12 protein-coding genes are annotated in these 13151 nt (G+C 63.4%); 4 read left to right on the top strand and 8 right to left on the bottom strand.

Annotation, left to right across the window (positions count from 1 at the left end; all coding sequences use genetic code 11):
• The 4 genes from KI797_RS11000 to KI797_RS10990 form a co-directional block, all read right to left on the bottom strand.
• Entirely contained in the window at positions 1-1509 is a 1509-nt protein-coding gene (locus tag KI797_RS11000; protein WP_226169346.1) for a sugar ABC transporter ATP-binding protein, read from the bottom strand.
• Between the two features lie 89 nt (positions 1510-1598).
• Positions 1599-2267 carry a substrate-binding domain-containing protein gene (locus KI797_RS10995; RefSeq protein ID WP_319003214.1) on the bottom strand — a complete coding sequence of 223 codons (669 nt, stop codon included), beginning with the start codon at positions 2265-2267 and terminating at the stop codon, positions 1599-1601.
• 9 nt (positions 2268-2276) lie between these two features.
• Positions 2277-2558, bottom strand: coding sequence for a type 1 periplasmic-binding domain-containing protein (locus KI797_RS21095; protein WP_319003213.1), 282 nt, complete (start codon positions 2556-2558; stop codon positions 2277-2279).
• Between the two features lie 364 nt (positions 2559-2922).
• On the bottom strand, positions 2923-3837 hold the full coding sequence (locus KI797_RS10990) for a LysR family transcriptional regulator (protein ID WP_171273887.1): 915 nt from the start codon (positions 3835-3837) through the stop codon (positions 2923-2925).
• 130 nt (positions 3838-3967) lie between these two features.
• Between KI797_RS10990 and KI797_RS10985 the strand changes: the two genes are divergently transcribed.
• Complete coding sequence (locus tag KI797_RS10985) at positions 3968-4819, top strand: type 1 glutamine amidotransferase domain-containing protein (RefSeq protein WP_226169344.1); 852 nt, start codon at positions 3968-3970, stop codon at positions 4817-4819.
• 63 nt (positions 4820-4882) lie between these two features.
• Here KI797_RS10985 and KI797_RS10980 read toward each other — a convergent pair whose 3' ends face one another.
• Positions 4883-5761 (bottom strand): LysR family transcriptional regulator, encoded by an 879-nt coding sequence (locus KI797_RS10980; RefSeq protein ID WP_226173085.1) that lies wholly within the window; start codon positions 5759-5761, stop codon positions 4883-4885.
• 160 nt (positions 5762-5921) lie between these two features.
• Between KI797_RS10980 and fdhD the strand changes: the two genes are divergently transcribed.
• The 3 genes from fdhD (at position 5922) to KI797_RS10965 (ending at position 10379) form a co-directional block, all read left to right on the top strand.
• Complete coding sequence (fdhD, locus tag KI797_RS10975; RefSeq protein ID WP_226169333.1) at positions 5922-6707, top strand: formate dehydrogenase accessory sulfurtransferase FdhD; 786 nt, start codon at positions 5922-5924, stop codon at positions 6705-6707.
• Positions 6691-8988, top strand: a complete 2298-nt coding sequence (locus KI797_RS10970) for an FdhF/YdeP family oxidoreductase (protein WP_226169331.1) — start codon at positions 6691-6693, stop codon at positions 8986-8988. The genes fdhD and KI797_RS10970 overlap by 17 nt, the downstream gene beginning before the upstream one ends.
• A gap of 263 nt (positions 8989-9251) precedes the next feature.
• Positions 9252-10379 carry a BamA/TamA family outer membrane protein gene (locus KI797_RS10965; protein WP_226169330.1) on the top strand — a complete coding sequence of 376 codons (1128 nt, stop codon included), beginning with the start codon at positions 9252-9254 and terminating at the stop codon, positions 10377-10379.
• 12 nt (positions 10380-10391) lie between these two features.
• On the opposite strand, the gene KI797_RS10960 is transcribed toward KI797_RS10965, so the two are convergent.
• The 3 genes from KI797_RS10960 to KI797_RS10950 form a co-directional block, all read right to left on the bottom strand.
• Positions 10392-10997 (bottom strand): GGDEF domain-containing protein, encoded by a 606-nt coding sequence (locus KI797_RS10960; protein ID WP_226169329.1) that lies wholly within the window; start codon positions 10995-10997, stop codon positions 10392-10394.
• On the bottom strand, positions 10997-11965 hold the full coding sequence (locus KI797_RS10955; RefSeq protein WP_226169328.1) for a cache domain-containing protein: 969 nt from the start codon (positions 11963-11965) through the stop codon (positions 10997-10999). Before KI797_RS10955 ends, KI797_RS10960 begins: the two co-directional genes overlap by 1 nt.
• A gap of 134 nt (positions 11966-12099) precedes the next feature.
• On the bottom strand, positions 12100-13002 hold the full coding sequence (locus tag KI797_RS10950; RefSeq protein WP_226169327.1) for a LysR family transcriptional regulator: 903 nt from the start codon (positions 13000-13002) through the stop codon (positions 12100-12102).
• Between the last annotated feature and the right edge of the window lie 149 nt (positions 13003-13151).

The following is a 13151-nucleotide window of genomic DNA, read 5'->3' as shown; positions in this document are numbered from 1 at the left end:
TCAGGCCTCACATGCAATGGCGTTCATGATGGCAGGGACGCTGAGGGCGTCCGTCGCAAGCTCTGCCACCTGTTTTCTGTCGCGCAGGACGATCACCCGGTCGGCATAACCCACCAGCTCCTCGAGCTCCGAGGAGATGACCAGCAGGGCCAGCCCGTTGGCGCAAAGGGATTCGATGAGCCGGATGATCTCGGCGTGGGCTCCCACGTCGATGCCCCGGGTGGGCTCGTCCAGGATCAGGAACTGCGGCTTGGTGAGCAGCCAGCGCGCCAGCAGCACCTTCTGCTGGTTCCCCCCGGAGAGAAACTGGATAGGTTGCTCCGGGCCCGGGGTCTTGATCGCCAACTGCTCGATGAGGCGAGCGGTGATCTCGTCCTGCTCCTTGCGGGGCAGGGGGCGCAGCCAGCCCCGCTGGGCTTGCAGGGCAAGCACCATGTTCTCGCGCACCGAGGCCGAGGCGATGATGCCGGCATTCTTGCGATCCTCCGGGCAAAAGCCAAAGCCATTGGCGGCCGCCTGGCGTGCAGAGCGGATAGTCACCGCTTTGCCCCGCACCCGACACTCGCCGCCATCCCTTGGCACTATGCCGAACATCAGCTCGGCGGTTTCGGTGCGACCCGACCCGAGCAGGCCGGCGAGACCCACTATCTCCCCTGGCATGACGTCGAGACTGAACGGGGCTATGACCCCGCGCTTGCCATAGTCCCTGAACGACACCATGGGCTGATTGCTGCGCAGCGTCTTGCCGGCCCGCTTGAGGGCGTTGTCGTCCAGCTCGCGCCCCAGCATCATCTTGACCAGATCCAGTTGCGGCAGCGCGGCGGTATCGCGGGTACCGACCAGCTCGCCGTTGCGCAGCACAGTGATGCGATCGCTGATGGCGTAGACCTGATCGAGAAAATGGGTGATGAAGATGAGGCTCACCCCCTGGTCTCTCAGGTTCCCCATCAGGGAGAAGAGCATCTGCACCTCGCTGGCATCCAGACTCGCGGTGGGTTCATCGAGGATCAGGATCCTGGCGGACAGGGAGATGGCCCGGGCAATGGCCACTATCTGCTGCATGGCGACCGAATGGTGGCCCAGGGGCAGGGTGACATCCATCTCGAAGCCGTATCCTGCCATGATGGCCTGGGCCTGCCGGGTCATGGCGGCTCGATCGATGAGGCCGAAGCGGCGGGGTTCGTGGCCGATGAAGAGGTTGTCGGCCACCGACATGTTCGGCAGCAGATTGACCTCCTGATAGACGGTGCCTATCCCCAGGCGCTGGGCATGGGCAGTATCTGTCGGGGAGATGGGGACGCCATCGAGTTCGATACGGCCCCCGTCGGGCTGATAGACGCCGGTGAGTGTCTTGACCAGGGTGGATTTGCCGGCACCGTTCTCGCCGAGCAGCGCCATGATCTCTCCCCGACGCAGGGAAAAGTCCACCTGATGCAAGGCACGCACCCCGGGAAAGGTCTTGCAGATCCCGCGGGCGTTCAACAGGACATCCTGATTGTTCTGTGACATGAAAATAGGCTCTCCGATATAACGCGCCATATCGCAACGTTGCCGATATGGCGTGTTATTTAACAGGCTGGCTCAGAGGGCGAGCGGCATTAGTAACCCATGTCTTTTTTCAGCTCGAGCTGGGCCTGGGCACTTTCTGGCTCGAACAGAATAGATTCCGTCTTGATAAGTTTGGGGGGCTGGGTGCCGTCCTTTTTATAAGCCAGCAGGGCATCGAAGGCGGGGCCTGCCATATTCGGCGTCAATTCCACCGAGGCATTGGCTTCACCTGCCATCATCGCCTTGAAAATATCCGGCACGCCATCGATGGAGATGATCTTGATATCCGTACCCGGTTTCAGACCAGCTTCTTTAATAGCTTGGATGGCACCGATGGCCATGTCGTCGTTGTGGGCGTAGACGGCGCAAATATTCTTGCCGTTATTCTCCGCCTTGATGAAGCTCTCCATCACCTCCTTGCCCTTGCTGCGGGTAAAGTCGCCTGACTGGGTGCGGATGATCTTGATGGTGGGCACGGCCGCGACCGTATCGAGGAAGCCTTTCTTGCGATCCAGCGCCACGCTGGCCCCCACTGTGCCTTGCAATTCCACCACATTGCAGGCCTTGCCATCCTGCTGCTTGATGAGCCACTGGGCCGCCACGGCCCCTTCGTGGACGCTGTCTGCGGCGACCCCCGTCATGAAGAGGGCGTCATCTTTCACCGTGATATTGCGATCCAGCAGGAACACCGGGATCTCTGCCTCTTTTGCCTCCTGCAATACCGGATCTCAGCCGGTCTGTACCACGGGGGCAATAAAGATGGCATCGACGCCCTGGGCAATGAAGGAGCGAATGGCCTTGATCTGGTTCTCCTGTTTCTGCTGGGCATCGGCAATTTTCAGGGTAATGCCGCGTTTTTGTGCTTCGCTCTTGGCGACCGAGGTTTCCGCCGCCCGCCAGCCGGATTCAGAACCTATCTGGGAGAAGCCCACCGTCATCTCGGCAGAATATGCAGAGGCAGAGAGAATAAGGGTGCTGATAATGCCCGCCAGTTTCACTTTTTTATACATGTGACACTCCTTTGTGATGCATGGTGAAATAAACCAAAGCGACTCTGGTTTAATGGTACGGGTCAAGCGTATAGGCTATTGGGTTTAACGACGGGAGATGGCTCACAGAAAATTTTCAGCAGCATGATGCTTCATACAAACAGCAGACAAGTTCATATATCAGGCAAGGGCTGCGTTGATTTATCTGCATATTTATTTATTTCAGCAACCATTGTGTCCAGAGTCGGCGTTCACGGGTATGCACAATAGGGAAAGGACCCGACGGTGCGCCGGGTTGGCGCGCGAAGCCCATGTACCGCGCAACGGGTGCATGGGGAAGAGGAGCAAGGGGCCTGGCCCCCGGCGGTGAGGCGATGCCCTTGTCTCAGGGGCGCACCGCCGCCAGCAGGTAATCCACGAAGGCACGCACCCGGGCAGAGAGGTGGCGGTGCTGGGGATAGAGGGCGTAGAAGGGGCGGGATCGCCCCGCAAAAGGCGCCATGACTTCCACCAGCTTGCCTTGGCGGAGCGCCTCTGCCGCCACGAAATGGTAGATCTGGAACAGACCCCCGCCAGCCACCGCCCAGCCAAGGCCCGCCAGTACATCCTCCAGTACCCGCTGCCGACTGTGGACACTGACCTCGACGGGCAGCCCCTTCTCATCGATGAAGCTCCAGGGGAAGGGGCGCCCCGTGCTGGGGGTGATGAACTGGATCAGATCATGCTGGTGCAGTGCGTCCAGGGAGGTCGGTGGCGGGCGGCGAGCGGCATAGTCGGGGGAGCAGAAGACCCCGACGCTGGCCTCCTCCAGCTTGCGGGCGATCACCCGGGAGTCGCGTGGTTCACCCAGACGAATGGCAAGATCGTAGCCGTCCTCCACGAAGTCGATGTTTCTGTTCGAGACATTGAGTTCCAGCTCGATCTCGGGATAGGCAGCCATGAAGCCCGGCAGCAGGGGCACCAGGCGATGGTGGGCATAGACGGTGCCCACGCTGACTCGCAGCAGCCCCTTGGGGTGACGCTGGCGGCCGGTGAGGGCCCGCTCGGCCTCGGCAATCTGATCGAGGGCCTGCTGACACTGCGCCCGATACAGCTCACCGTCCTGGGTGAGGCGTACGCTGCGGGTGGTGCGATTGAAGAGTTTGACGCCGAGCCTGGCTTCGATGCGCTGGATGGAGCGGCTCACCGAGGCCGGCGTCACCCCCAGCACCTGCGCCGTGGCGGTGAAGCTGCCAAGCTCGGCCGCCTTGCAAAAGAGCTCTATGCTGCCGAGCTGAACGGGGTCGAAGGCGCGGGACATATGTTCATCCATGTAAGTAAACAAGTTCAATGGCGTCAGTTTATTCGCCACAAGGTTATCAGTAAATTCTTCATCCAGCGTGGCATCCTTGCCGTTTGAGTGATCACCGTCCATTCCAAGGAGTATCAATATGAAGAACACCCTCAAGGTCCTGCTGGCGTCACTGCTGCTGGCAACCTCGGCCGCGGCCAGCGCGGCGCCCAGGGGAGAGGTCCTGGTCCTGCTCTCGAGCGAAACCACATTGCCGCTCAAAGCGGGCAAGACAATGACGTCCGGTTATTACCTCAATGAGCTGGGGGTGCCCGCCGCCGCCCTGCTGGACGCGGGCTATGACCTGACTCTGGTGACCCCGAAAGGAAACAGGCCCCAGGCCGACAAGAGTTCCATCGACCCCCAATACTTCGGCGGTAGCCAGCAGGAGATGGGGCGCATCTCATCTGTGGTGGATGGCCTGCTCGCCCCCGGTAAGGTGCTGTCCTTGAAGGAGGTGCTGCAGTCAGGGCCCGAGCGCTATGCCGGCCTGTTCATCCCCGGCGGCCACGCCCCCCTCATCGATCTCGCCACGGATCCCGAGGTGGGCACCCTGCTGCGCCATTTCCACGACAACCGCAAACCCACGGCGGCCATCTGCCACGGCCCCATCGCGCTGCTGGCGGCGCAGGGGGATCCGGTCGGGTTCGAGCAGTCGGTCATCGCAGGCAAGGCGGACGGCGCCAGGGAGTGGATCTACGACGGTTACAAGATGACCATCTTCTCCGACGAGGAAGAGGCGGTGTTCGAAGGCTCGCTCAAGGGCGACAAGCTGCGCTACTACCCGGCGCAGGCCATGGCCCGGGCCGGTGGCAAGATGCAGTTCGTCGCCCCCTGGCAGCCCGGTGTGGTGATCGATCGCGAACTCATCACAGGTCAGAATCCCTTCTCCGATCACACCCTGGCGAGCGCCTTTATTGCGGCGTTGGACAAGCAGCAAGGGGCGCGCTGACGGCAGGGGAGGCGTCAGGTTCTCGATCTCTATATGCAGGCAGCCCCGGGTGGGCTGCCTTTTTCATGCTCCGGCCTCGGCGAGAAACGCCTTCATGGCGGGGGTGATACTGTGCTTGCGGGTGATGAAGGCGATGGTGCCGGCGCTCGCATCGCTCAAGGGGTGGCAAGGCAGCCTGAAGAGCTGACGGGCGGTGGCGGCGATACCGGCACTGACCACGGCGCAGCCCAGCCCGTGACTCACCCCGTTGGCCAGGTGGAACAAAGAGTCTGTCTCCAGCACCACCCGCAGGCTGAGCTGCTGGCGGGCGGCGGCCTCGTCGAAATAGCGGCGAAACTGCATGGTGGCGCTTGGCAGGATCAGGGGCAGATCCTGCAAGTCCGCCAGCCTCAGGGGCTGGCTCGGGGAGAGGTGCGGGGGCAGGGGCCCCAGCAGCGCCATGGGGTTGGGGTGGCGCAACTGCACGTCGAGGGCGCGGCGCTGATGCTCGGTGAGCAGCTCGTCAAAGCCGAGGCCGATGTCGGTCTGGTGCAGATCCAGCTGCTCGAGCAGGGTGCCGTGGGTCATCACCGACAGGCGCAGGCGGACGTTGGGAAAGGCGTCGTTGAAGCGCTTGAGCAGCGGCATGATGTCGATGCTCGACTGGGGCACCATGCCGATGCGCAGGGTGCCAGAGAGTGCGCCACCAAACAGGCTCAGCTCCTGGCGCATGGCGTCCTGCTCCAACAACATGCGCTCGGCGTGGCGCAGCACCACTTCCCCCGCCTGGGTCAGCGCCACGAACTGGCTGTTGCGCACCACCAGCTCGGTGCCGAGGGATTTCTCCAGCGCCGTGATGCTGGCGGACAGGGTCGGCTGGGTGATGAAGCAGGCCTTGGCCGCCTTGGCGAAGTGACGGTGCTGGGCCAACTCGTAGAAATAGTGCAACTGCTTGATGTTCATCGAAGAGGGGGGCTTGGCATGGAGGATGGTCGACAAAGTTAATCAATCGACATCGCCATGGCAATAGAGGTTATCTATCGGTGAATAGATTTGTTTCATTGGTTTTGGGGGAACGACTTATCTAAACTTGAGGCCCGAATACAGCTTATAAGCGTCTCGCATGAACCCTTTCAATTCACGGTTGCCCAGGCTGGATGAGCTGGTGGAAGAGGTGGCCGTGTCCGTCAACATCAATGGCATCAACCACGCCGTCATGATGGCCACCCCGGACGATCTCGACGACTTCGCCATCGGCTTCCTGTTTGGCGAGGGGATCATAGGGGGCAACCACGATGTGCACGACATCCAGAGCACCCCGTCGGAGCTGGGGGTGGTGCTCGACATCACCATCGCCAACCGCTGTCTGGCGGCGCTGGGGAGACGCAAGCGCCGCCTGGCCGGGGCGAGCGGCTGCGGCATCTGCGGGGTGGAGGCCATCGAGCATGCGCTGCCTGAGCTCATCCCCCTGACCCCGGGCGCCCCCCTGGATCCCGCGCGTTTGCGGGACTTGCGCGAGCGCATCGCCCCCTGGCAGAACAAGGCCCGCCAGAGCGGCGCGCTCCATGCAGCCCTGGCGCTGGATGATCGCGGCGAGATCCTGGCCTGCCGGGAAGACATAGGCCGTCACAATGCCCTGGACAAGCTTATCGGCATGCAACTGCGCCAGCCCGTGCAGGCCGCCACCCTGGTCATCACCAGCCGCTGCGGCAGCGAACTCATTCACAAGGCGGTGCAATTTGGCGCCGCCCACCTCATCAGCCTTGCGTCTCCCAGCCAGCTCGCGGTGCGACTGGCCCTGAAATACAACCTGACCCTCATTCATGTGCCCAGATCCGATGCCCCGGTCTGCTATACCAGCCCCCGCGCCCTGGATCACGTTGGAGAACCCCATGTCCCATCATATTGAAAAACCGGCAAAGGCCGGCGGTTTTTCCTCCCTGCAGTCCACCTTCAAGCAGGTGCTGCAGAGCCAGAAGACCCGGCAGAACATCAAGAACCTGCTGCGGGTCAACCAGACCGACGGCTTCGACTGCCCGGGCTGCGCCTGGGGTGACAACAAGCAGGGGGCCTTCCAGTTCTGCGAGAACGGCGCCAAGGCGGTGGCCTGGGAGTCCACCGGCAAGACGGTGGGGGCCGCCTTCTTCGCCGAGCATTCGGTGCGCCGCCTCGCCACCCAGAGCGACTACTGGCTTGAATACCAGGGGCGCCTGACCGAGCCCCTGCGCTACAACCCGGTGACCGATCACTACGAGCCGGTAAGCTGGGACCAGGCCTTTGCCCTCATCGCGGACAAGCTCAAGCGTCTGGCCAGCCCAGACGAGGTGGAGTTCTACACCTCGGGCCGCGCCAGCAACGAGGCCTCCTATCTGTATCAGCTGTTCGGCCGTCTCTATGGCACCAACAACTTCCCGGACTGCTCCAACATGTGCCACGAGGCGAGCGGGGTGGGGCTGATCCAGTCCGTCGGGATCGGCAAGGGCACCGTGGTGCTCGATGACTTCGACGCCGCCAAAGCCATCTTCGTCTTCGGCCAGAACCCGGGCACCAACCACCCGCGCATGATGAATGCCCTGCGCAAGGCGGCTCGCCAGGGGTGCCAGATAGTCACCTTTAACAACCTCAAAGAGGTGGCCCTCGAGCGCTTCGCGAGCCCCCAGAGCCCAGCGGAGCTGTTGACCCCGGCGGCCACCCGCATCAGTCACCAGTACCTCACGCCAAAGCTCGGTGGTGACATGGCGGCCATTCGCGGCATGGCGAAATACATCCTGGAGGAGCAGGGGGACCGCATCGATCTCGCCTTCATCGAGCAGCACACGGCGCACTTTGACGACTACCTGGCGCAGGTGAAGGCCACGGAGTGGGCGCAGATCGAGGCGCAATCCGGGCTCGGTCGCGAGGAGATCACCCGGGCGGCGCAGATCTTCGCACAGAGCGAGAGTGTGATCAGCTGCTGGGCCATGGGGATCACCCAGCACAAGCACTCGGTCGACACCATTCGCGAAATCGTCAACCTGCACCTGATGTGCGGCCAGATTGGCAAGCCGGGTGCCGGCCTCTGCCCGGTGCGCGGCCACAGCAACGTGCAGGGCAACCGCACCATGGGGATCAACGAAAAACCCAGCGCCGCCTTCATCGACCGGCTGGAGCGCCGCTTCCCGGTGGGCCTCAAGCGCACGCCGGGGCACAACGTCTACGAGGCTCTCAAGGCCCTCCATGGCGGCAAGAGCAAAGTGCTCATCTGCCTTGGGGGCAACCTGGCGGCCGCGGCGCCGGACACCGACTTCACCTATGAGGCGATGCGAAGGAGCGAGCTCAACGTGCAGATCAGCACCAAGCTCAACCGCAGCCACCTCATGGTCTCCAAGGATGCCCTGATCCTGCCCTGCCTCGGCCGCACCGAGCTCGACACCCAGCGCACCGGGGTGCAGAAGATCACCGTGGAAGACACCTTCAGCATGGTGCACGCCTCCACCGGCATGAACGAGCCGGTCTCGCCGCTCTGTCTCTCCGAGATCGACATAGTCGCGCGCATGGCCGAGGCGACCCTCGGCAGCGATCGGGTGGACTGGCTGGCGCTGCGGGACGATTACGCCCTGCTGCGCAACCTCATCGCCGAGACCATCGCCGGCTTTGACGACTTCAACCGCCGCATCGAGGAGCCTTGCGGCTTCCACCTGGAGAACAGTGCCGCCCTGCTGCGCTGGAATACCGCGAGCGGGCGCGCCGAGTTTCGGGCGAGCCGGTTGCCGGATTCCATCCTGCCCGAGTGCACCAGCCACGCGGAGCAGATGCAGGATCAGCCCGTGCTGCTGCTGCAGAGCCTGCGCTCCCACGATCAGTACAACACCACCATCTACGGCATGGACGACCGCTACCGCGGCATCAAGGGGCGGCGCAACGTGGTCTTCATGAACGAGGAGGATGCCCGTCGCCTGGGGCTGGCCGAGGAACAGCAGGTGGACATGACCGCCATCTGCAACGACGGGCGCGAGCGGGTGGTGCGGGGCTTTAGCGTCATCTTCTACGAGATCCCCAGGGGCAACATCGCCGCCTACTACCCGGAGACCAACCCCCTGGTGGCCATAGAGAGCATAGGGGAGGGCTCCTTCACCCCCACCTCCAAGTCGGTGCCGGTGCTGGTGACCCCAAGCCAGCCACAGGTCGCCAGCCTCGCCGTCAATCTGTAAGCGACCACGCCCGACCCCCTGCCCAGGCAGGGGGTTTTTCATGTCTGGTATTCGCCCGGCGCCATCCTTTGGCGAAGCTGTACGGCGATTGTATGGCGCACCATCTTGCGGTGGCTGGGGGCGGGGGATGCCGCTATGCTGCGGCCCTCTCCCGGCCCCGCGATGCAAGGTGGCGGCCGGCAACCTGAACCTCGACGCGCCTGCCGGGCAGGGTGGCCTCGCGCCGCCGGTTTGCCGTGCGCGATCCTGTGCGGATATCACACATGCGCAATGCAATTTCCCCCCTGATGGCCGGCCTGGTCCTCACCCTGGCGGCCAGCCCCGCGATGGCGGCGGATCCCGCCGGTGTAGAGACACAAACGCGTCAGGACGACAGCGAGGCGAAGGGAGCGGCCAAGCAGGGCGAGCGTTCTCCCTGGCTGTTCGTGCCCTTGTTGAGCTCCAGCCCCAAGCTGGACACGGCGGCAGGCATGATGGTGGGTTACCTGCACCAGTTCGATGAAGGCTCGCGCCCGTCGCTGTTTACCCTGTCAGGCAAGTACACCACCTCGGAATCCCTCATCACCAGCGCCTTTGCCAAGACGTCGTTCGGAGCGGATCACCACCGCATCGTCGGTGGCGTCATTCTTGGTGACATCAACAACAGCTACGAGGATTACCTCGGCACCGGCCGTGCTCTCGAGACCAACGACAACTTCCGCTCCGCCTTCCTGCGTTACCTCTATCGGGTGGAGGGGGACTGGTTCGTCGGCGGCATGGCGGCCTACTCCAACTACGAGATACAGGGACAGGATCTGCAATCGGATCAGATCCTCGATGAGCTGGGGCTGGAGGGCTTCACCTCGGGGGGGCTGGGACTGGTAGTGCAGCACGACTCCCGGGACAGCGACTTCAGTGCGACCCGGGGCTGGTACCTCAACGTCAACAACCTGGCCTACCGGGAAGGACTGGGGGGAGAAGCGGATTTTGACATCTACCGGGTCGACTACCGGGGCTACTGGAGTCACGGGGATGGTCATGTGCTCGCCTGGCGCAATCGCAACCAGTTCTCCCACAACGCACCGAGCGGCTCCTATTCCCCCATCTACCTGCGTGGCTACACCCCAGGGGAGTATCTGGGCCAGCACATGTCGGCGGTTGAGGTGGAGGAGCGCTACAAGCTTGCCGAACGCTGGACCCTCACCGCCTTCGCCGGGGTAGCCTGCCTGTACGGCGATGCCGTAAACGGGGAGTCCCTCGACTGTGGCGACCGCGACAACGTCTACCCCGCCTGGGGGGCTGGGATCCAGTACCTGCTCAAGCCGGAGGCGGGCATAGTCGCCAACCTCGAGTATGCCATGGGCAAGGACGACAACGCCGGCATCTATCTGAAGATGGGCTATAGCTTCTGACGCGGGGCTGTGTCAGGCGCCGGCCACCACCACGCAGTTGCGGCCTCTGTGCTTGGCCTGATAGAGCGCCTTGTCCGCCTGCTTGAGCACGGCACCGAGATCGCTGGCATCTCCCGGCCAGTGGGCGACCCCGAGGGAGATGGTGATGCGCCCGGCTTGCCCCATCTCGTGGCTCTCTACCCTCAGTCGCAGCCGTTCGGCGATCCGCTCTGCCTGTACCCCGGAGACCCCGGGCAGCAGCAACAGGAACTCCTCGCCACCGCTGCGGCACAGGGCGGCATCGGCGCGAAGGTCCTGCTGCATCAGGGTCGCCAGGGAGACGATGACGGCGTCCCCGACGTCGTGGCCGAAGTGGTCATTGATGGTCTTGAAGTGATCGATATCGAGGGCGATGACTGCCAATGGCAGGGACTGCGCCTGATAGTCGTCCAGCATCTGCTGCATCGCCCGCCGGTTGAAGAGGCCCGTCATAGGGTCGGTGTGACTGTCGTTGTGCAGCTTGTCGATCTTGGTGTTGAGCAGCCCTAGTCCCTTGAGGATGGCCTGCTTGAGCTGGGCCGCCTCGAAGTACCAGGCGCGGATGCTGGAAATGTTGGAGGCTGCCTCCTGCTGATCCATCAACCTGGCCCGGTTGGCCAGTTGCCCAGGGGCCGGGAGATGACGGTGGCCGAGAGCCAGATGATGAAGAGGATGAAGAGGGTGACCGGGATCATCCCCTTCAGGATGTCGAGCATCTGCTGATCCAGCCCGGCCAGGGTGGCGTTGCGGGGGCGCTGGGCCACCACCCCCCAGCCAGCCCCGGTCACGGGGGCGAAGCCCGCCAGCATCTCTGTTCCCCGTGTGTTGAGCACGGCTTGTGCCCCTTGCTTCCCTTGCAACACCTCGTCCACCACCGCATTGTCACTTATCTTCTGGCCGATGCGTTTGGGATCCGGGTGATAGATCAGGGTCTTCTGCCGGTCGACCACGTAGAGGTAGGAGCCATCCTGGTAGTAGTGCTGGCCCAGCAAGCTGGAAAGCACGCTGGCGGACTGCAGGTAGATGCTGCCGGCGACAAAGCCGAGAAAGCGCCTGTCCGCCGAAAACACCGGGTAGGAGAGGCTGATGAGGTAGTTGCCCGAGAGGGAAATGAGAGGGTCCGAGATGATTGGCTGCTGGCTGGCGAGACTCTGGCGGGCGCTGCGGGAGGTGAGCTTGGCCCCCTTGATCTTCAAGGTCTCGGGGGAGACGGCGACGACGACGGACTCGGTATTCACGACGGCTACCGAGTTGAAGGTGTTGGTGCGCTCGCGCAGCTGGGTCACCTCCTGCTCCAATCCCTTGACGTCGTTGGCCTGCAGCAGCGGCGCCAGCTGGGTGGCGCTGTAGGCAAGCTGCCCCTGGGCCGCGCTCAGCATGGTGTCGGCGGAGGCAGCGAGCTTGGCGGCATAGACCCGGTTGGCCTCCAGGGTACTGTCGATCAGCAGTTGCCTTTGTGCCTGATGGATGGCGTAGAAGCTGTTGCCAAAAGTGGCCAGCACGCCGAGCACGGCCAGGGCCAGGATGAGGCGATGGAGATCAAACCTCAGCAGCCAGTGGGATAGCATTGGAGAAACGAGTCCTTGTCGGTTGGCGCCGAACGCCGGGGCCATGGTGCAATTTTACGGGGGCTGCCCGCTCAAAAGCTACCGTTAATGTGGTTCTCGAACGATTCTGCCCTGCGCAAGGAGCCGTCGCCGCGCTATGGCTCGCTACCGCCTTGATCAGCCAGAGTGGTGAGAGCGGGATCACCGAGCTCGGCCACCGTCTGCCAGAAGGGGGCGACGAGGGGGTTATCCCCTCCCGGCGGGCGAATGAGGCCGATGATCCAGCTCGCCTCGGCCTCCCTGAGGGGCAGGGTGATCACGTCCGGGTGCTCTATGGTGGTGGAGGAGGGGACCAGGGTCCAGGCGATGCCCGCCGCCGCGGTGGCGATGCCGGCGGCGAAGTCGTTGACGTACTGGATCTCCTGAAACCTCAGTCCGCTCTGTGCCAGGTAGTGCACGAACTGATCGTGGAAGGAGGGAGCTTTGTCCCGGCGCAGGATGGCGAGCGGCTTGTCCAGCAGATCCGAGAGCCCCGTCACCCCCTGGTAGCTGGCGGGCAGCACGGCGACGAAATGGGCGCGCACCACAGGCAGCACTGGCCAGCCCTTGGGGGCGGGCAGGCGGCAGAAGCCGAGATCCAGCCTGCCTTCACTGAGCGCCAGCAACTGGTGATGGGTGGAGAGATCGTTGAGCTCGATGCCGACCCCGGGGCGGGTGGCCCGAAAACGGGCGATGGCGGCGGGCACCAGCAACTTGGTGGCGACCCCGAAGCCGATGCGCAGGGTGCCGCCATTGCCCGCCAGCACGTCGCGGGCGGTGCGACCGAGCTGCTCGCTCTGGGCCACCAGGGCGCAGGCGTCCCCGTAGAGGGCGCGTCCCAGGGGGGTGAGCCGGGTGCTGCTGGCGTTGCGCTCGAACAGCTCGCCGCCAAACGCCACTTCCAGTCGCCGGATCTGCTTGCTCAGGGCCGACTGGGTGATGTGCTGGCGCGCCGCCGCCTGACCAAAGTGCAAGACCTCCCCCAGGGTGACGAAGGCCTTCAGATCCCGCAACTCCATCACGACTCCTTCATTCCTGTTTGGAATATTGAATAGCAAAAATTGTCATTGGACGGAATTCTAGAACTGTTCGATGCTGATGCCAATTCGTTTTGACGCCCGCCAGTGCCCCCAGAGGGAGAGGCGGCACCATCCTCAAGCAGCAGGAG

The sequence above is a fragment of the Aeromonas media genome (assembly GCF_020423125.1).
Lineage (GTDB): Bacteria > Pseudomonadota > Gammaproteobacteria > Enterobacterales > Aeromonadaceae > Aeromonas > Aeromonas media.
The sequence above is the reverse complement of the archived record's forward strand: the minus strand, read 5'-3'. Positions and strand labels throughout refer to the sequence as shown.